The sequence below is a fragment of the Streptomyces amritsarensis genome, from assembly GCF_001953875.1.
Lineage (GTDB): Bacteria > Actinomycetota > Actinomycetes > Streptomycetales > Streptomycetaceae > Streptomyces > Streptomyces amritsarensis.
In genome coordinates, this window is the sequence record NZ_MQUR01000005.1 from 123,877 (window position 1) to 142,977 (window position 19,101).

The 19,101-nt window shown below is 69.7% G+C and carries 22 protein-coding genes; 18 read left to right on the forward strand and 4 right to left on the reverse strand.

Annotated elements, in window-relative coordinates:
* The first annotated feature begins 1 nt into the window (after position 1).
* The 18 genes from AVW11_RS04010 (at position 2) to AVW11_RS04095 (ending at position 14,344) form a co-directional block, all read left to right on the forward strand.
* Complete coding sequence (locus tag AVW11_RS04010) at positions 2–1,492, forward strand: phage major capsid protein (protein ID WP_076043239.1); 1,491 nt, start codon at positions 2–4, stop codon at positions 1,490–1,492.
* A 120-nt stretch (positions 1,493–1,612) separates the two neighbouring features.
* The gene (locus tag AVW11_RS39180; RefSeq protein WP_079250505.1) at positions 1,613–2,131 is read left to right on the forward strand and encodes an HNH endonuclease signature motif containing protein; all 519 of its coding nucleotides are present in this window, start codon (positions 1,613–1,615) and stop codon (positions 2,129–2,131) included.
* A 64-nt stretch (positions 2,132–2,195) separates the two neighbouring features.
* A complete protein-coding gene (locus AVW11_RS04020) occupies positions 2,196–2,534 on the forward strand; it encodes a hypothetical protein (protein WP_076043241.1) in 339 nt (112 codons plus the stop codon).
* On the forward strand, positions 2,531–2,941 hold the full coding sequence (locus AVW11_RS04025; protein ID WP_076043242.1) for a hypothetical protein: 411 nt from the start codon (positions 2,531–2,533) through the stop codon (positions 2,939–2,941). The genes AVW11_RS04020 and AVW11_RS04025 overlap by 4 nt, the downstream gene beginning before the upstream one ends.
* Before the next feature lie 11 nt (positions 2,942–2,952).
* Positions 2,953–3,792 (forward strand): hypothetical protein, encoded by an 840-nt coding sequence (locus tag AVW11_RS04030; protein ID WP_076043243.1) that lies wholly within the window; start codon positions 2,953–2,955, stop codon positions 3,790–3,792.
* Positions 3,792–4,256 carry a hypothetical protein gene (locus AVW11_RS04035; RefSeq protein WP_076043244.1) on the forward strand — a complete coding sequence of 155 codons (465 nt, stop codon included), beginning with the start codon at positions 3,792–3,794 and terminating at the stop codon, positions 4,254–4,256. Before AVW11_RS04030 ends, AVW11_RS04035 begins: the two co-directional genes overlap by 1 nt.
* Positions 4,257–4,272: 16 nt before the next feature.
* Complete coding sequence (locus AVW11_RS04040) at positions 4,273–4,473, forward strand: hypothetical protein (RefSeq protein ID WP_076043245.1); 201 nt, start codon at positions 4,273–4,275, stop codon at positions 4,471–4,473.
* Positions 4,473–5,459, forward strand: coding sequence for a phage tail tube protein (locus tag AVW11_RS04045; RefSeq protein ID WP_076043246.1), 987 nt, complete (start codon positions 4,473–4,475; stop codon positions 5,457–5,459). Before AVW11_RS04040 ends, AVW11_RS04045 begins: the two co-directional genes overlap by 1 nt.
* Position 5,460: 1 nt before the next feature.
* Positions 5,461–5,964 (forward strand): hypothetical protein, encoded by a 504-nt coding sequence (locus AVW11_RS04050; protein ID WP_107423230.1) that lies wholly within the window; start codon positions 5,461–5,463, stop codon positions 5,962–5,964.
* A gap of 22 nt (positions 5,965–5,986) precedes the next feature.
* A complete protein-coding gene (locus AVW11_RS04055) occupies positions 5,987–6,406 on the forward strand; it encodes a hypothetical protein (RefSeq protein WP_143568802.1) in 420 nt (139 codons plus the stop codon).
* Positions 6,407–6,538: 132 nt separating this feature from the next.
* On the forward strand, positions 6,539–8,953 hold the full coding sequence (locus AVW11_RS04060) for a hypothetical protein (RefSeq protein WP_143568803.1): 2,415 nt from the start codon (positions 6,539–6,541) through the stop codon (positions 8,951–8,953).
* A gap of 5 nt (positions 8,954–8,958) precedes the next feature.
* Entirely contained in the window at positions 8,959–11,256 is a 2,298-nt protein-coding gene (locus AVW11_RS04065; protein WP_338058851.1) for a LamG-like jellyroll fold domain-containing protein, read from the forward strand.
* An 8-nt stretch (positions 11,257–11,264) separates the two neighbouring features.
* Positions 11,265–11,762 carry a hypothetical protein gene (locus AVW11_RS04070; RefSeq protein ID WP_076043249.1) on the forward strand — a complete coding sequence of 166 codons (498 nt, stop codon included), beginning with the start codon at positions 11,265–11,267 and terminating at the stop codon, positions 11,760–11,762.
* Complete coding sequence (locus AVW11_RS04075) at positions 11,762–12,295, forward strand: hypothetical protein (RefSeq protein ID WP_076043250.1); 534 nt, start codon at positions 11,762–11,764, stop codon at positions 12,293–12,295. The genes AVW11_RS04070 and AVW11_RS04075 overlap by 1 nt, the downstream gene beginning before the upstream one ends.
* Positions 12,296–12,368: 73 nt before the next feature.
* On the forward strand, positions 12,369–13,181 hold the full coding sequence (locus AVW11_RS04080; RefSeq protein ID WP_076043251.1) for an N-acetylmuramoyl-L-alanine amidase: 813 nt from the start codon (positions 12,369–12,371) through the stop codon (positions 13,179–13,181).
* Between the two features lie 20 nt (positions 13,182–13,201).
* A complete protein-coding gene (locus AVW11_RS04085; RefSeq protein WP_076043252.1) occupies positions 13,202–13,555 on the forward strand; it encodes a hypothetical protein in 354 nt (117 codons plus the stop codon).
* Positions 13,556–13,557: 2 nt separating this feature from the next.
* Positions 13,558–13,992, forward strand: coding sequence for a hypothetical protein (locus tag AVW11_RS04090; protein ID WP_076043253.1), 435 nt, complete (start codon positions 13,558–13,560; stop codon positions 13,990–13,992).
* The gene (locus AVW11_RS04095; protein ID WP_143568804.1) at positions 13,982–14,344 is read left to right on the forward strand and encodes a hypothetical protein; all 363 of its coding nucleotides are present in this window, start codon (positions 13,982–13,984) and stop codon (positions 14,342–14,344) included. Before AVW11_RS04090 ends, AVW11_RS04095 begins: the two co-directional genes overlap by 11 nt.
* 66 nt (positions 14,345–14,410) lie before the next feature.
* On the opposite strand, the gene AVW11_RS04100 is transcribed toward AVW11_RS04095, so the two are convergent.
* The 4 genes from AVW11_RS04100 to AVW11_RS04115 all read right to left on the reverse strand — a co-directional run bounded on the left by AVW11_RS04100 (position 14,411) and on the right by AVW11_RS04115 (position 19,083).
* The gene (locus AVW11_RS04100; RefSeq protein WP_076043255.1) at positions 14,411–14,833 is read right to left on the reverse strand and encodes a hypothetical protein; all 423 of its coding nucleotides are present in this window, start codon (positions 14,831–14,833) and stop codon (positions 14,411–14,413) included.
* Positions 14,830–16,713 (reverse strand): hypothetical protein, encoded by a 1,884-nt coding sequence (locus tag AVW11_RS04105; protein ID WP_076043256.1) that lies wholly within the window; start codon positions 16,711–16,713, stop codon positions 14,830–14,832. Before AVW11_RS04105 ends, AVW11_RS04100 begins: the two co-directional genes overlap by 4 nt.
* Positions 16,714–17,212: 499 nt before the next feature.
* Complete coding sequence (locus tag AVW11_RS04110; protein WP_076043257.1) at positions 17,213–17,590, reverse strand: hypothetical protein; 378 nt, start codon at positions 17,588–17,590, stop codon at positions 17,213–17,215.
* Between the two features lie 422 nt (positions 17,591–18,012).
* Positions 18,013–19,083 carry a hypothetical protein gene (locus AVW11_RS04115; RefSeq protein WP_076043258.1) on the reverse strand — a complete coding sequence of 357 codons (1,071 nt, stop codon included), beginning with the start codon at positions 19,081–19,083 and terminating at the stop codon, positions 18,013–18,015.
* Positions 19,084–19,101: the final 18 nt, after the last annotated feature.

Here is a 19,101-nt window from a genome sequence, read left to right on the forward strand (position 1 = left end):
CATGGAGCTTTCCCACTCCCAGGCGGTGATCCGCCTCAAGGACATCCAGGCCGAACTCGAACGGCTCGGCGAGCAGCCCGAACTCACCTCCGCCGACGAGCAGGTCTTCGACGAGCTCACCCGCGAGTTCGCCGAGGTCGACGACCACCGCCGCCAGCTGGAGCGCAAGGCCGCCCTCGAGCGCGTCCGCTCGGCCACCACGGCCACCGAGCGCCGCCCGGCCGCCACCCGCATCGAGGGCGGCACCCCGACCTCGGCACGCGACGGCTACGACCTCGACCCGATCCTGCACCCCGACTCCGTCGAGGAGCAGCGCTTCCGCAACCCCTGGGACCTGTCCGAGGTCCGCACCTTCGGCCAGACCAAGGCCCAGGTCGCCCGCGAGCTGCGCGCCCGCTCCCTGTCGGCGATCGAGCGGATGAGCGGCGCCGACGACCGGGTACGCCAGGCCGCCTCCGTCATCATCGAGCGGTGGGACGACGGCGACTCCCGCCTCGCCAAGCTGTGCCTCGCCACCAGCTCCCCGGAGTACATGCGGGCCTGGTCCAAGTGCGCGTCCGGCAAGGGCCACATGATCACCCCCGAGGAGCAGCGCGCCCTCGAGCGGGCCATGAGCCTCACCGACAACGCGGGCGGCTACCTGGTGCCCTTCCAGCTGGACCCGACGGTGATCATCACCGCGAACGGATCCACCAACCCGCTGCGCGAGGCGGCCCGCAAGGTCGTCGCGACCGGCGACGTCTGGAACGGCGTCTCCTCGGGCGCTGTGTCCTGGAGCTGGGACGCCGAAGCCGCCGAGGTCTCCGACGACTCGACCACCTGGGCGCAGCCCACCGTGCCGGTCCACAAGGCCTCGGGGTTCGTGCCGATCTCGATCGAGGCGCTGGAGGACGAGGCCAACGTCACCCAGGAGGTCGCGCGCCTGCTCGCCTTCGGCAAGGACACCCTCGAATCCGCCGCCTTCATCACCGGCTCCGGCTCGGGTCAGCCCACCGGCCTGGTCACCGCCCTGGCCGGCGGCAGCAGCGAGGTCGCGCCCACCACGGTGGAGACGTTCGCGGCGGCCGACGTCTACAAGCTCGACAACGCCCTCCCGGCGCGCTACCGGGCCAACGCCTCCTGGGTCGCGAACCGGGCGGTCTACAACCTCATCCGTCAGTTCGACACCTCCGGTGGATCCCAGATGTGGGAGCGCATCGGTGCCGACGTCCCGCCGATGCTGGTGGGCCGCCCGGCTCTGGAGGCGGAGGACATGGACGGCACGTTCAGCGCCGCGGCCACCGCGAACAACTACCTCCTCGCCTACGGCGACCTGTCGGCCTTCGTGATCGCCGACAGGGTCGGGATGACCGTCGAGTTCATCCCGCACCTCTTCGCCACCGGCAACAACCGGCCCTCCGGCCAGCGCGGTTGGTTCGCGTACTACCGCGTCGGCTCCGATGTGGTGAACGATTCTGCGGTTCGCCTGCTCAATGTTGCCACTACGGCCTAGCTCGTTATGGCAACGCCCATGCCTTGAGGAAGCTAACTTCAAGGCATGGGACGCAAGGGCAACGAACCGTGCTCCATCGACGGTTGTGACAAGCGAGAGCTCGCCCGGCGGATGTGCTCCATGCACTACACCCGCTGGCAGAAGACTGGCTCTCCGGGGGAGGCGGAGTATCGACGGGCTCCGAACGGAACGAACGGCGAATGCTCAGTGGATGGCTGCGAGGCGGCGGCGCATGCGCGCACGTACTGCCCAGCCCACTGGAATCGCTGGAGACTGTACGGGGACCCTCTGGGCTCGGCTCCGCCCCGACCGCAAAAGACCCTCGACGAGGTTCGGCAACGCCTGCTCCGTGGAGACTTCAGCGGGGGGACGGAGGACCCCCGGGGCTATCGGTACCACACCCTGCGTAGGGGCCAGCGGTACGCGGAGCACCGGCTCGTAATGGAAGCGCACCTCGGCCGTGAGCTGGACAAAGAAGAGAACGTGCACCACAAGAACGGAGTCCGCTCCGACAACCGGATCGAGAACCTGGAGCTCTGGACTCGGTCACAGCCATCGGGGCAGAGGGTCACGGACAAGGTGGCGTGGGCTCGTGAGCTTCTCGCCAGATATGCGGATCTGCCGCCCGAAGCGGCGTAACCAGAAGAGCAATTCGAAGGGCCGGGGGGTGTCCCCCGGCCCTTCGTGCTGGAGAGAAGGAGTCATGACGATCAAGCGCAGCAAGGCCTCGTTCGCCGTCTCGGTGAATGGTGTGCCCCGCGTGGTCCCGGCCGGGCAGCTGGTGGACGCCTCGGACCCGGTCATCAAGGGCCGCGAGACGCTCTTCGAGGACGCCGAGGCATACGTCTACGACCGGACCCCACAGGTCGAGCGGGCCACGGCCGAGCCCGGCGAACGGCGGTCCCTGACCGGCCGGAAGACGGCCGCGAGGAAGGCGGCCACCTCCAAGCCCGCGCCGACTGAGAAGCCGCAGGAGAGCGCGGAGACGCAGGCCGAAGGCGAGCCGCAGGGGGCCGCCGAGACCGAGGAGGCGCAGTCATGAGGCGGAGCCTCTTCAACACGCTGGTCGCGCGGTCCACGATCGCCCCGGCGCTCCACGCTGCCACGGTGACCGGCACGACGGTGGACCTGCTGCTCCACGGTGACGCGGCCCGTTCGGCGATGGTCGTCGTCAATGCCGGCGTCGTCACTGACGGCACCCACACCATCCAGGTCCAGGACTCGCCGAACGGCACCGACTGGACGGCCGTCGCGGACGAGTTCCTCCAGGGCACCGAGCCCGCGATCACCTCGGCGAACGACGACCGCGTCCACGAGATCGGCTACACCGGGCAGCAGCGGTACCTCCGGGTCGTCTCGACGGTCACGGGCACCCCCTCCACGGGAGGCCTCTACGCGGTCGACGTGCTGCTCGGCTGGCCGCGGCGCATGCCTCCGACCAGGTCGTGAGGGGGTGAGCGATGCCGTTCGACCTCGGTGACACCGTCCGCCTGCGGGCCGAATGCCGGAACCCGGGCGGCACGCTCACCAACGCGGCCACCGTCGCCCTCACCGTCACCCTGCCGGACGGCACGACCGCCACGCCGAGCGTGACGAACCCGCCGGGCAGCGATGGCGAGTACCAAGTCGACTACCCAACCACCCAGGCAGGACGGCACGGAGCCCGCTGGGTCTTCGGTACCCCGGCCGCCGCGTACACCGACATGTTCGACGTGCGCGCCGCCGTACCGCCGCTGATCCTCAGCCTGGCCGACGGCCGCCGCCACCTGCAGATCCCGGCCGGCGACACGTCCGCGGACGAGCAGCTGCGCGAGTGGCTGGAGTCCGTCACCGAGCTCGTCGAGGGGCTCTGCGGGCCGTGCGTCCGCCGGACCGTCGTCGAGGACCACACCATCGGACGCGGGGGCGCCGCCGGGGTTGCCCTGCGCCGTACTCCCGTTCTTTCCGTCACCTCGGCCGCCGTGGTGCAGACCGGGGGAGAGTCCTACGCGGCCGTCAGCCTGGACGTCGACAGCAACGGCGTCCTCCGCCGTCTGGACGGCGGGCGGCTCTACGGGCCGCTCCTGCGCGTCACCTACGTCGCAGGCCGGACGATCGTGCCGGCGAACCTGTCCTCCGCGGCGCGCATCATCCTGCAGCACCTCTGGCGGACCCAGTACGGGGCGTCGCGCGCGCTGTCCGGCCTCGGCGGCGGCGAGGACTTCGCGGTCACCGAGCCGATCGCTGGATTCGGGTACGCGATCCCGAACCGGGCGCTGCAGCTGATGGAGCCGCACCGGCTCCCGCCGGGGGTGGCGTGATGGCCACCTCCGCCGTGCCCGCCGCAGTCGATGCCCTGCTCGCGATCCTGCAGGCCGCGCCCGGCCTCACCGGGGTACGGATCGTGGACGGCCCGCCCACCAACAACCTCACCGCCTCGGACTGCCTGTTCGTCGGCTACCAGCCCGGCGCCGACAGTGTCGTGAGCATCGCCCAGGACTTCAACGCTGCGGGCGCCCGGACCCGCGACGAGAACTTCGACGTCTCCGGCTACATCGAGACCCGGGCCGGCGGCAGCGACATGGGCGCCCGGCGCCGCCGGTGCTTCGAGATCGCGGGAGAGCTGGAGAACGCCCTGCGCGCGACACCGGCCGCCCCCCAGGCGCCGACCCTGAACGGCGCCGTCCTGTGGGCTCACCTGACCACGGGCGACCTCTTCCAGATCCAGTCGGACGGCGTGCTGGCCGGCCTCGCCTTCACGGTCCGCTGTCGGGCCCGCATCTGAACACAAGGAGCAGCACATGGCCAAGGTCCGCTTCATCGGGCCCTCCACCGTTACGGTCCCCGAGCTTGGCCGCACCGTCGAGCCGGACGAGGTCGTCGAGGTGCCGGACGCCCGCTATGACGGCTACGTCTGCCAGCCCGTGAACTGGGAGCCCGTCGAGGAACCCAAGACCGCCCCGGCGAAGGCCGCGGCCAAGACCGTGAAGGGTGACGACTGATGGCGATCGGATCCGGCCTCGGCGGCCAGCTCGGCATCGTCGCCGAGTCCACCTACGGCACCTTCGTGGCGCCCACGCGCTTCCTCGAGTTCACGAAGGAGAGCCTGGTCCTCAAGAAGACGACGGCCCAGTCCGCCGGCGTGGCGGCCGGGCGCCTCATGGCGCTGTCGGCGCGGCGCGTCCTCACCCAGAAGGAGGTGTCGGGGTCTGTCGACCTGGAGGTCACCAACACCGGGATGGGCCTCCTGCTGCAGGCCCTGATGGGCACCACGGTCTCCCCGGTCCAGCAGGCCGCGACGATCGCCTATCTGCAGACGCACACCCTGGCCGACAGCTTCGGGAAGTTCCTGACGATCCAGAAGGGCGTGCCGCTGACGACCGGCACGGTCACCGACAAGTCGTTCACCGGCTGCAAGGTCACTTCGGCGGAGTTCTCGTGCGAGGTCGGCGGCATGCTTATGTCGTCGTGGGAGATCGACGGCCGGGACTGCTCGGAGGCCCAGACGCTCGCGTCCGCGTCCTACCCGTTGCGGAACCCGTTCCACTTCGGGCAGCTGGCCATCCGGGCGGGGACGTTCGCCTCGGAGACGGCGCTCGACGGCGTGCGGAAGTTCAGCGTCAAGATCGAGCGGCCGATGGCGACCGATCGTTTCTACGCGGGGGCCTCCGGGCTGAAGGCGCAGCCGATTTCGAATGACCTGGTCAAGGTGACGGGAACGGTCGAGACCGACTACGTCGCCACCACCCTCGACGACCTGCACACCTCGGACGCGGCGACGTCGCTGGTCATCGAGTTCATCGGCCCGAACATCGCCAGCACCTACTTCGAGACCTTCAGGATCGTCCTCCCCGCCATCAAGATCGACGAGGCGCCGCCGACCATCGACGGCTTCGAGGTCATCAAGCCGTCGTACCAGTTCACCGCCCTCTTCGACGGCACGAACCCGGTGGCCATCGAGTACATGTCGACCGACACCGCGGTGTGACGTGACCGGCGACATCCGGATCCTCAACACGGGCGCTCTGCTGGAACTCTCCCGGCGGATGCGGGCGATCAACGAGGAAGCGGTCCGGTCCTCCATGCACCGGCGTATCCGCCGGGCCGCCGAACCCCTGCGCAACGACCTGCAGCGCACCGTCCGCTCCCTGCCCATCCGCAGTACGGGCGCCGCGGGCAGAGGCGGCCCCTCACCGACGACCCGCCCCCTGCGCGCGACCATCGCGGCGGCCATCCGCCTGTCCGTGCGCACCACGGGCAACCCCGGCGCGCGGGTCTGGATCGACCGGGCCGCGCTCCCGCCGGATCTCCGGGGGATGCCCAAGGTCATGAACACCGGCCGGATCCGTCACCCCGTGTACGGCAACCGCCGCAGGTGGGCGACCCAGACCACGACGCCTCTGTGGTGGGAGCAGACCATCCGCCGCCACCGGCCCCGCATGGAGCGCGAGGTCGAGCGGATCCTCGGCGACATCCGCCGACGCATCGACTAGACAGGACCGGACATTGATCATCGTGTACCGCCCCGATGACGACGGGGAAGAGCAGCACTTCGACATGCGGTCCGTCCGCACCTCGGAGGCGCAGATCGTCGAGCGCACCACCGACATGAAGTGGGGCGAGATCAAACTCGGCGTCCGCGACGATGAGCCGACCGCCCTGCGCGGAATCGTCTGGGTGCTCATGAAGCGGGGGCAGCCCTCGCTCCGCTGGAGCGAGTTCGACCCGCCGGTCGACTCCCTCACCTCCCGGTTCGACGCCCGCGAGGTGGCCTCCTACGCCGCCGAGATCGTCAAGCTGCCCGAGGGCCAGCGCGCGCAGGCGGTCGCGGAACTCAAGGCCTACGCCCTCGACGAGGCCCTCGTCGAGGGCGCCCTGAAGGACGCCGCGGAGCCCCCAAAAGAGACCGTGGAGACCTCGGCCGCCTCCGGCTGAGGTACATCGGGCTCTTCGCCCACCTGCTCCACCTCGGCCCCCGGGACATCGACGACCTGACCGTCGAAGAGTTCGAAGTCCTCTGCGACTGGATCGACGACCACCTCTCCCAGGCGAAGGCGGTGGCGGCCGATGGCTGAGCGGATGGCCTTCATCCTCGACGGGAACGACCAGCTCTCTCCCGTCTTCCGCCGCATCGGCGAGTCCGCCGACCACTTCCACCGGCGCATCAACGACGCCGTCGAGGCCAGCGGCGGCGAGCTGCGGGCGTTCACCCGCGGCGCCGGCGGCCAGCTCCAGGAGCTGGGCGGGAACCTCACCTCGGCGGGCCAGGCCGCTGAGGCGCTGGGGCAGCAGGCGAGCGCCGCCGCTCCGGAGGTCGGCGCGATCGGCGCCGCGGCGGACGACGCCAACGAGAGCGTCGCCCAGTTCACCCGCGACTCCAACGGGAGGATCCGCGACCTGCGCGGCCGCTTCGTGACGGCGGCGGCCGCCGCCGAACAGCTCGCGCAGGCGTCGGCGCAGGCGAGCCCCGAGGTCCGGGACGTCGGCACCGCGGCCTCCTCATCGAGCGAGAGCACCTCGCGCCTCGGCGGGAACGCGCGCCGGACAGCGCCGCGACTGGCCGAGCTGGGATCCGCCGCTGGCGACGCCGCCGTCGCGGTCGGCAGCAAGGGCGGCGGCCTGGGCGGGGCCATGGGGGTCGTCGCCGCCATCGCGGGCCTGTCCCTGCTCCCCGCGCTCGGCGCGCTCGTGCCCATGCTCGTGGGCGGCGCGGCAGCGGCCGGCACCCTCAAGCTCGGCTTCTCCGGGATCCCCGAGGCCATGGAGGCGGCGGGGAAGGGGAAGAAGGAGTACGCCGCCGCGCTCAAGGGTCTGACCCCCGAGGCGCGGGCCTTCACCAAGGAACTCGTCTCCACCAAGCGTGAGTTCGCGGGGCTCGGAGACCGGATCCAGAAGGTGATGCTGCCGGGCTTCACCACCGCCGTGAAGGAAGCCGGCCCCTTGGTCGACATCCTGGGCGACTCCATGGTCCGGATGGGCAAGGGGTTCGGTGACGCGGCGGCCGGAGCCGGCCGGCTGATGAAGGACAGCGGGTTCAAGAAGGACTTCTCCACCGTCCTTCAGCTGGGAAACGTCTTCGTCCGTGACCTGACGGGCGGGCTCGGCGGTCTGGCGCGCGGCTTCCTCCAGTTCGGCGCCGCCAGCGGCCCCACCCTGAAGTCGCTTTCCAGCGGGATCTCCGACCTGCTGGGCAAGGGCCTGCCCGGCATGTTCCAGGGGCTGGAGCGCGGGATCGGGGGATCCTCGAAGTTCCTCGACGGCCTCTTCGGGATGATCAACCAGATCCTTCCGGCGATCGGCCGCCTTTCGGGCGAAGTCGCCCGCACCTTCGGCCCGTTCCTCGGCGAACAGATGACGCTCTTCGGGAAAGTCGCGACGAACGCGCTGGACGCCCTGGCCATCGGCGCCCGGCTGCTCAAGCCGGTCTTCGACGACCTGACCTTCGGGCTCAAGGCGCTCATGATCGTCGGCGGCATCATGGCCGACAGCTTCAAGGCCGCCGGCCGGGCCATCGTCAACGCCTTCCTCCCCTCCCTGGCCGGGGTCAAGGACGCCCAAGGACCACTGCAGCGACTGCACCGCTGGGTCGAGGAGAACAAGATCCAGTTCATGGAGCTGGGCCGCCAGGGCGCCAACGCCATGATCACGATCACCGAAGGCGCGCTCAACATGCTGCCCGAGGTCATCCGGGGCTTCCGCTACCTGGCCATGATCACCCTCGGGGTCCTGGACGGAATCCTCGGCGGCGCCATCGCCGCGTTCGGCTGGATCCCCGGCCTCGGCCCCAAACTGCAGAACGCCGGCCGCGACTTCGACCAGTTCAAGCAGACGTTCGTCGCCGGCCTCCAGGTCGCGGAGAACCAGACCCGGGCCTTCTCCAACTCGGTCCTCCCGCGCCTGCGGGAGAACCGCCTCCAGATGAACATCTCCAGCTGGCAGGCCCAGATCGCCCAGGCCAACCGCGACCTCAAGACGGTGCCCCCGGAGAAGCGCGCCGCGATCCTCGCGAACAAGGCCGACCTCGAACGGAAGGTCGCCGGGGCCAAGTCCGACCTCAAGTCCATCAGGGACGAGACCGTCTACATCAACGTCATCCGCAAGCTCGCCACGGTCGCGCCCATCTTCGGCTACCTCCCCGGCTTCGCCACGGGCGGCCTGATCCGGGGCCCCGGAACCAGCACCTCGGACAGCGTGCCCCGCATGCTCTCCGACGGCGAGTACGTAGTGCGCGCGGCCGCCGTAGACCGGGTCGGCATCGGCTTCCTCGACGCCCTCAACGAAGGACGTCCGGGAGCGCCCGCCCTCGGCCGCAGCGTCGGAGCCCTGGCCGCGGCGCCCCGCCCCGCAGCCGCCTCCGGCATGCAGGTCAACGTCACCGTCAACGGAGCCCTCGACCCCCTGTCGACGGCGCAGCAGATCCGGAAAATCCTCCGGGAACTCCAGCGGAACTACGGCCTGGCCGAGGGGGTGATCATGGCGTGAGCGGCATGAGGATGGTGCTCCGCGTCGCCTTCGGATTCGCGCCCACCGCCCTCTCCGTCGACTGGACCGACATCACCTCCTACGTCGACCTGAGCGCCGGGATCCGGATCACGCGCGGCGCCTCGGACGAGCTGTCGCAGACCCAGCCCAGCACCATGAGCCTCGCCCTCGACAACCTGGACGGGCGGTTCTCGGCCGGGCTGGCCACCTCCCCCTACTACCCGTTCGTCCGGCCCAACTGCCCGATCCAGTACGGCATCGTCACGGCCGAGAAGAATCTGATCCGGATCCCCAGCTTCGAGACCGACCCCGACACCGTCTGGCTCCCGTCCTCGGCCGGCCTCACCGCTTGGGGCCAGGACGCCACCCGCGCGCACTCCGGCTCCTGGTCGAACCTCGTGGAGTGGGTCGCCTCCGGCACCGGGGGAGGGCTGCAGCAGACTGTCCACGGGCTGGAGATCGGCAAGACGTACACGCTCTCCGGCTACGTCTGGGTCCCCACCGGGGACCCGTCCGTGCGCTGGCGCCTGGTCGGCGGCTCCGCCGGCACGGCCTCGGCCACCACCAACGCCTGGGAACGGATCTCCCTCAGCTTCACCGCGACCTCCGGGACCCACATCGTCGAGCTGACCACCTCCGTGACCTCCCCGGTCCTCGGCGACAAGGTCTGGCTCGACGACGTCCAAGTCGAAGAGGGCGCCTCCGCCACCACGTTCGACAGCGCCGGGGCCGAGGTCCACTGGCGCTTCTACGGAACCGTCAACGACTGGGGGTCCTCCTGGAGGGGTCTGCAGTCGGAGGTGTCGCTCACCGCCACCGACCTCTTCAAGTACCTGGCCCGCCTGCCCCAGCTCAGCTCGCTCCTCACCGAGGAGATCCAGCTCGCCGACCCCACGATCTACTACCCGCTGACCGAGCCGTCGACCTCCGCATCCGCCGGCGACCTGGCCGGCGACGGTGCCGGATCCCTCGTCCCCGTCCAGGTCGGCTCGGGCGGGACCCTCACCTTCGGCGAGCAGCAGGGCCCCGCAGCGACGGCACAGACCGCCCTCAAGCTCGCACCGGCGGGCGCCGCCAACGGTCTGCGGCTGGACGCCGACATGGGCGCCACCGCCGAGACCGAGACCACCAACGACTACATCACCTTCGAATGCTGGTTCCAGACCACCGTGGCCAGCCGCCGCCTCCTCGCCTTCCGCAGCCAGACCTCACAGCATCAGCTGGTCTTCACCCTCAACGGCTCCGGCTACCTCACGATCGAGCACACCAACGTCGGCGGCACCCGGACCGCCACGGTGGTCACCGCGGTCAACCTCGCCAACGGGGCCTGGCACCACTTCGTCTACGACGAGCTCACCCAGGTGGTCTACATCGACGGCGGCGCCCCGATCGCGGTCAGCATCACCCTCATGATCGCCCTGCGCTACTGCGCCATCGGCGGCTTCCCGGACCAGCTCTGGGACGGGTCCGTCGCCCACGCCGCGATGTATACCGGCAACTTCCCGCCCGTCCTGCTCGCCGCGCACTATGCCGCGGGCAGCACCGGCTTCGCGGGCGAGGGCTCCGAGTACCGGATCCTGCGGCTCGCCGGGTACGCCGGGATCGCGGCCGTCGACCCCATCGGCACCTTCTCGCCCGTGGCCTCCCAAGGCGAGGGCGGCTCCAGCGCCCTGGAGATGATGCGCGTCGTCGAGAGCACCGAGGGCGGCCGGCTCGCTAGCCACCGCGACGGCCACGCCGTCCTGTTCCAGAGCCGCACGGTCCGCTACAACGCCCCGGTCTCCGTCACCCTGCAGTACGCCGACCTGGAGACCGACGACGTCAGCGTGCCCGTGGACGACCAGAAGCTCGTCAACCAGCTCAAGGCCTCAAGGCCCGGCGGCGCGACTCAGCGCGTCGTCGCCCAAGCCTCCGTCACCGCCTTCGGCCCGTACCCGAAGGACGTCACGATCCTCAAGACCTCGGACGCCGAGGTCATCGACGCCGCCTGGTGGTCCGTATCCCGCTACGCCGTACCGCAGCCCGAGCTCAGGGAGGTACCGGTCCGGGCGTACAGCATGCCGCTGGCCACCTACCGGACGCTCCTCGACGCGGACATCAGCAGCGTGATCGAGATGACCGACATGCCCGACGAGGCGGAGGCGCCCACCATCTCGGCGACGGTCGAGGGCTACGCCGAGCAGATCGGCCAGGAGTCCCACCTGATCACCTTTCACACGTCCCGGACCAACACCGACGCCGTCTGGGTGCTCAACGACACGACGAACTCCGTCCTCGGCTCCACCACCCGGCTCGCCTACTAGGAGGTGCCGTGAAGCAGATCCCCGTCCTGCGGGCCGAACTCTTCTACCTCCCGCCGCCGGGCAAGAAGCCGGACGCCTGGGCCGGTGTGCCGCCCGCCGAGCTGGTGTGGCGCTGGTACGAACACAAGGCCCAGCGCCGCGTCCGGCCCCCGGAAGGGATGCTCCTCGGGCAGAGCATCCACGCGCGCATCAACCACGGCCGCTGGGTGGCCGACTGCGTGTGCGGCAGCGCCCAGGTCGTCACCCCGGCCGACCCGCGGTTCGCCTGCCCGGAGTGCGGCTACGGCTGGGCCAGGGTGCTCTTCCCGCCGAAGCCGGCCGCCGCGGAGGCCGAGGTGGCGGACCGCGCTCCGCACGAGCGGAACTGGTGGGCGGACGACGACCCTTCCTGGGACCGCCCCGCCAAGCACGAGCGGGCTGCGGAGAAGGCGCCCCGCCCGATCCCCGGCGATCCCCGGCCGCAGCCCGCGCCGGTGGAGGAGCAGCTTCCCGGGAGGCGTGACTGATGGCCGTTGTCACTCCCCGGACCTGGGTCGTTGGCGAAGTCGTCACCGCGGCCTACATGAACGCCGAGATCCGCGACCAGTTCACCCCGCTCGTCGGGCTGTTCGCCTGCACCCAGGTGGTCAATTCCTCCTTCTCCCTCGGCAGCCACGCATCGAACTACACGGCGCTCAGCTACAGCGCCATCAGCAGCTCGAACAACACCTCGATGTGGAACATCTCGAACCCGACTCGCCTCGTCGCCCCACGCGCCGGGACGTACATCGTGCACGGCGGCATCTCTTGGCCGTCGGGACTCAGCACGAACGACGCGCGCGCGGAATGGCGGCTCAACGGCTCCGGCTCCGCCACGGCCACCGCCCGCGTGACGACCCAGGTGGAGTCGTCCGGCAACTGCCAAGCCGTCGCATCGGGAGTCCTGATCTTCACGGCGGCCAGCCAGTACGCCGAGGTCCACGCCAACCAGAACTCCGGCGGCTCCCTCAGCCTCAACGTGACCATGGGCATGACCTGCGTCTCCCAGGCCACCAGCTGACCCCGGCCCCTCAGCCCTGACCCTCCAGCCCCGGGCCCGTCAGCCCGGGGCTTCCCCATGCCCTGGAGCACACATGGATCTCGTCCGCAGATCGGCATACGGCCTGCCCGCCGCGTCTCCCGCCGCCTACATCGCCAGCACCGAGGGCACGAAGGTGCACTACCTCGGCAGCGAATACTCCAGCCGCCGACACGACCTGTGCGACGACTACGTCCGCGCGATCCGCGCCTCCCACCTCGCGAACACCGAGGAGGGCTACGTCGACATCGCCTACAACGCGGTCGTCTGCGAGCACGGGAGCATCTACGAGGGCCGGGGCCCGAACCACCGCAGCGGTGCGAACGGGACCGCGGTGCTCAACACCCGGCACTACTCGGTGTGCGCCCTCGTGGCGAAGGCCGGCGGCGGCCTGGACACCCCGACGGACGCCCAGCTCCACGGCCTCCGTGACGCCATCGAGTGGTTCCGCGCCGAAGGCGAGGCGGGCGACTACATCGGCGGCCACCGCGACGGATACGCCACCACCTGCCCCGGCGACCCGCTGTACGACTGGGTCCGCCGCGGCGCCCCCCGACCCGGCGCCACCCCGCCGCAGACCCAGCGGATCGTGGACCTGTCCCGCCTCATCTCCGCCGCCTCCGTCGACCCGCCCAAGGCAGGGACCCCCGTCAGCTACGCGGGCGTCCGGACCGTCGAGGACGCCCTCGTGGCCGAAGGCCTCCTCGCCGCCAGCCTCGCCGACGGCCACTTCGGCACCGCCACCATCCGCGCGTACAAGGCTTGGCAGCTCCGGCTCGGCTTCACCGGCAGCGACGCGGACGGCATCCCCGGCATGAAGTCCCTCACGAGCCTCGGCCGGAAGCGCGGCTTCACCGCCGTTGCCTGACCTCACAGAAAAGGATCACCATGCGCATCTTCGGACGCGAGCCCGCGCTCGTCATCGCGACCTTCAGCGCCGCGCTCAGCCTGCTCGTGACGTTCAACTTCGGCCTCACCGGTGAACAGGCCGGCGCCATCGTCGCGGCCATTTCCGCCATCCTCGCAGCGGTCACGGCGGTCTACACCCGGCCCATCGCCCCGGCCGCGTTCACCGGCCTCGTGGCCACCACCGTCGCGCTCCTTGCCGCCTACGGCTTCACCGTTGGTCCCGAGACTGTCGGCGCGTGGAACGCGGTCGTGCTCGCGGTGCTCGGCTTCGTCACCCGAGGCCAGGTCTCCCCGAGGCCCGCGCGGGAGCGGGCGGCACTCTCGGAGGTGTAGTCGTGTGCCGAGTGCTGCGCCGGGCGAGCCGGATGCTCGGCCGGCGCGGTGCGTTCCTCACGAGCTTCGGCACTCTGTGGACGCTGTACGGATTTGGGCAGCTCGTCGAGCCAATGCCCACCCGGCAGGGGATACGTCTTCTGCTGTATCTCATGCCCCTGAGCGCCTGGGCATGTTGCTGGATCGTCGCGGGCCTTGTGGCAGTGGCCGCCGCCTGGCTGCCCGAAGGCCGCGACTGGCTGGCTTTCCCCGCCCTCCTCTTGATGGTCGTCCCGTGGATGTGCAGCTACGTCGTCAGCTGGTGGCCACTGGACGACAACCCGAAGAGGTGGGTAACAGCACTGATCTGGGCAGTGGCAGCGGTGCCGGTGATCGTGGTCGCCGGCTGGCGCGAGCCCCCACGGCCCAAGAGAGTTGAGGCGGCTGATGAGCGCTGAATTGTGGACCGCCGTATCGGGCGGGGTCGTCGGGGTCGCCTCGGCGGTCGCCACCTTCTGGGGCGGACGCGCGGCGCGCAGGACGCGGAGAGACCACCGGCGGGACGACTTCAAGGCCATCACGGAGCGGATGGACAAGGAGTTCGACCGGCGCGACGAGCGGATCGACGAGCTGGAGGCGAAGACCGAGCTGCAGGAGCAGAGGCTCGAGGGCGCGAGCGTCGCCATCATCTACCTGATCGGCCGCGTGCGTGGGCTCACCGGATACATCCGGTCGGTCGGCATGGAGCCGCCCGCGGCTGACCCCGTGCCCGATCCGGCCAAGCAGTTCATCCACGACTTCGACCTGTGACCGCAGAAAGGCGAAGCCCCCCACCGCTTCCGCGGTGGGGGGCTTCGCTGTGTCCTCTTCGTCCTGTTACCGGGAGGCCCTGCGCGAGGCAGGTCGCCGGGGCGCGCCAAGCGTGGGGAGCCGCTTGGTGTCGAGCGGTCGCAGGACCGTTCCGATCCGGCCCTCGATCCTGCGCACGAGGTCTTCCTCGGTGTCCGCTGCCAGCGGGACCAGCATCAGGCGGGTCCACCGAGCGGCGCGTCCGCGCAGTACGTGCTCTTGGACGCGGTCACCGACCGACCCCTCGCGGATCGCGCTCCCGGTGTAGCGGATGACGTTCTCGAAGTCGGCGGCGATGTAGACGCCCGTCGAGAACTCGTTCCAAGCCCCACCCTCAGTGATCTGCAGGACCGTCGAGGCGGCCGGGACGCGCCGCAGCAGCGCGGAGCCAGCGAGATCGCACGCGGTGCCGTAGTTCTCCGGGGTGAGCGTGTACGCGGAGCGCTTCATCGGGCGTCACCGCTTTCGTCCAGGTCGGCCCGCATCCGGTCGGCTCGCCGGCGTGCGCCTCGCCACTCCGAGACGAGGTCAGTGATCTCGACGAGCGTGTCCCGCACGTCGGAGTTGTTGAACCCCAACGTGTCCACCAGCGCCACGCCATCCTCGCCAGTCACCTTGCCGACCGCCTGGGCCGCGTCGTGCAGGTCGTCCAGGCGTTCACCGAACTCCTTGAGCGCCGCCGCGAATCGGTCCTCGGGGGTGAGGCGCGTGATGCCTTCCCCGTCGGACAGGTCGGCGACTTCGCGCAGCCGATCAGGGCTGAGGATCTCGGCGTCCGCGATGCGCTTGTCCTGCGGCATGGTGCCCTTGGCCAGCTCCTGCGGGTCCCGGCCAGCCCGGCCGTCCAGAACGATCTGGCACAGCTGGCGCAGGCCGACGTCGCTCTTGGCCATCTGCCGCATGATCTGCTGGGGCTCGATGTTGCTGCCGCGGGGGCCGAACTCGGAACGGATCAGCAGCTGGGTGCGGCCCCCGACCAGGTGGTAGCTGGCAAGCGTCGCGAGTTCGGCGGTGGCAGGACCGGCAGCGTCACCGGCCTGTACGAGTTCGCGACGCGCCTCGGCCAGCAGGTCGAGCGGCTCGCCGAAAGTCAGCTCGACGCCGCGCAGTACCGACCAGCGCCAGGCCCGGTCGAGCGACGAGCGAAGGGCGGTGAGCCGCTTGTCCGCAGGGAAGCGCCGCAGGGCGACCTCGGCGGCCAGCTGGGTGCGCTCCTCCAGCCTGGGCTTCGCGCCGGTGAGGTCGACGATCGCCTCGTTGACCGCACGGGCCTGGCGCTTGTTCTGGTGAGGGTTGAGGGCCCCGCAGGCCAGGACGGCGACCTGGTCGGGGAGAAGGCCGTGCTCGCGGTCCGAACCGTCGAGGACGTCGCGGACCCCTTCCGCGGTCATCCCGCTGGGGACGGGGAGCAGACCGCGCTCGTAGAGGTTGTCCACCGCGGCGTTCGCCTTGGCGTTCAGCGTCGTCGCGGTGGAGAAGTTCATGGGGGGCGCCATGTGCAGGTGCGCCACGAACCGCCGGCGAGCCCGGTCGAACCCGCGCGGGGCCGAGAAGCCGATGATCACCCGGGCGTTGGGCATGATCGAGCAGCGGACCGCTCGAGCCTGCTCGTCCGAGACCATGTCGCTGCCGGCCCACTCCACAAGGTCTCGGAGCAGGTTGGTCGCGCGGCGGCTTCCGGGACGCAGGTTCCACGCGACGTCCTTGAACGTGATGCCGAGGCCCTTGTGGCTGGCCACGGTACGGCCGAACCCATCCGTGGACTCCAGCCTGGTCACGGCGCCCAGGTCCGTGATCACCCGGACGGCGCTCAGCCATCCCGGCGTTTCGATACCGCGGTCGAGGATGGATTCGACGTGCGGGTTGTTCTCCTCCATGTCGGTGATCCGCGGAGCCATCGCGTCGATCAGCTTGTCGGCGGAGTCCATCTCGAAGGTGAGCAGCGCCTGCTCCCCGACAGCCCCGAATCGAGGCATGCCGATCGTGCCGCGAGCGTGCGCGTCCTCGAACCGGATGTTGTCCGGCGACGGCAGAACTCGCCAGGTCACGACGTCGAATTCGATGTACGTGAACTCCTCGGAGCCGAAGCGCTGCACCTTCGGCGAGCGCAGGGCCTGGCGAAGCTGCTGCTGGTCGGCAGCGGCAGCTGTCAGTGTCTCGGCCAGCTCCTGGCTCAGCCCGGCCGCGATGCCGGCGGCGACGCTCTTGTCGATCACCGCCTGCGAGGCGGGCGGACGAAGGCGTTCACCGATGCGTCGGTGATCAACGACGTCCGACTCGGAGTTGAAGGAATGCTGCGGCTCGACGGCCGGCGTGGGTACGTGGGACACGGGAGTCTTCCTCAATCTCTCGACCTGTTCAGAGGGCGAGGGCTGGGACCTGACTCGGCACCGTTCCCCCACCTGCCCTCCCGGCCGGGTGGCCGTCCAGGGTTGTGGCGCACCGCCCGACTCGCTGCTCTTTCAGGACATCCGCCGGAGTGACGGATGGAGCCTTGGCTCGACCGGGCCACCGTGATGGCAACGGCCGTGCTGAGCAGATGAACTGACGATGATGTAACTAGCCGCGAAGGGTAGCACCAGATGCGCCATGTCGAACAGGAATGCCGTTAGGGTCAGTTCAGTCAACCGGGATTGGGGGCGGACCGCTTTCGAGGGGCGCATCGCCGGTCCGGACGGACGTCGCTTCCGGTGATCCTTTGCGGCTCCGGGGCTGCGCGCAAAGGAGTGGCCCCGCCGCGAGCGACGGGGCCGGTGTTGCAGGATGCGGGAGAAGATCCCTAGGCCGTTGGACGGGGGATCCGTCTGGTGGCCGTTCTGTTTTCTGGGGCTACCGGGAGTGGCTGGTCCTCCACTCGCGGAGCCAGTCGAAGCCCTCGGTGGCCGCAGCCTCCGAGCACCCGCCGACGACGGCCATGAGGACGAGGCCGGCGACCCAGATCAAGAACTTGCGGGCCTTCGCCCGGGGGCGCGCATCCGGCTTTTTGTTCGCCGGCTCCTGCTGCTGGTGGTCGACGGTGGCGTCGGTCGGCGTCTCGGCCGGCTCGGGGCTCAGCTCGACGGTGTCGTTGGCGGCGACGCTCTTGTCGGGCTCCACCTGCGAGGCGGGCGGACACGGGCGCGCACCGCTGAGCTGGTGATCAGCGATGTCGGACTCGGCGGCGAGGGGGAGCGGCGGCTCGACGGCCGGCGTGGGTACGTGGGACACGGGAGTCTTTCCTTGGTCTCTCGACCTGCTGACCGCTTTGGTCAGCAGAGGGCGAGGGTCCAGGGCCTGACTCGGCACCGTTCCCTCCACCTGCCCTCCCGGCCGGGTGGCCGTCCAGGGTTATGGCGCACACCGTCCAACTCGCTGCTCTTTCAGGACATCCGCCGGAGTGACGGATGGGGCCTTGGCTCGACCGGGCCACCGTGATGGCAACGGCCGTGCTGAGCAGACGAACTGACGATGATGCGACTAGCCGAGGAGCGTAGCACCAGTTGCGGCATGTCGAACACCGGTGTCGTTAGGGCCAGTTCCGTCGGCCTCGATCGAGGGTGACCCGCTTCGGATGAGCCAGGTTACCGGATCGATGGGTTCCGCTTTCGGTGATCCTGAGTGCCCTCGGATAGCTGTTCAACAACCGATCGTTACTGGTGCTTCGCCTTGTTCTTGCCGTCCCGCCAGATGACGACCTCCTTCAGGGCTGTCTCCAGGGCGGGCTGGTGAAGGCCATCGTCTGCTACCTGATGGCGGTTGGGTTCGTACTTGGGAGGTGAGTCCAAGTCGAAGTCCATGAAGCTGAAGTCGAACACCCGGGGATCCACTTCCATGACGTCCTCCACTGGTGACTCGGTGTCAGTGGCGACGGGCTCTGGCTGGCGGGGCTCACGGATCAATCCGAGGTTCCGAAGTGCGTTACAGGAGTCCTCGTAGGAGTCACGCTTTAGCCGGAATAGACCCTCCCGCCTCTTTGCGTACAGGTAGACCCCCGACTCCGAATGCTGTGCCGGGAACGCCTGGCTCAGCAGTTGCAAGATGAGCCAGGTGGCGACCTCGGCAGGCGTGAGCACCTGGACCCAGCCCTGCAGGAAGAAGTCACTGGGGATCGAGAACACTCCGCGGGCCGCGGGTTCCGGCACGACATAGTCAGCCGGAGTGAGGAGCTTGCCGCGGCCGCTCTCCGGCATCAGCGAGAAGGCTTCGTAGTCCCGGGTGCCGTTCTTCTTGCGTGGCACCTGGACTAGGGCCTGGCCCTCACCACCGACAGTCTCAAGAGCCCGTAGCGCCCCTTGCACCTGTCGCACCCGACTGGACTGTCCGTCCCGCTCCTGGAGGACGTTCTCTCGCAGGTAGACGCCCCCCTTCTGGCTGCTGTAGGCGGAGTCCACAGCTACGAAGTCGGACCAGCCGAGATGACCGGTGAGCTTCCGGCTCGACGTCCACGCTTCACCAGGCTTGAGGCGGCAGTGCGCCTCGAAGACGGAGAGCAGATAGAACCGCAGCGCGATGCCGCGAGGCGCCAACAACTGGGTCAGCGGCGGGGCCAGGTCCTTCGGGCCGGAGAGGAGTAGCCGGGAGCGCAGGTACACGCGCTCAGGCTTGTTCCCACCTTGCCAGACAGTCTTCATGGCTTCGTTCACCGGACCGACCTGGCCCGAGTCCTGCAACTGCTTCAAGCGGCGGAAGCGGCGGTCCAGAGCAGGTATCCCCTTGGGCATGCGTCCCCCATAACGACT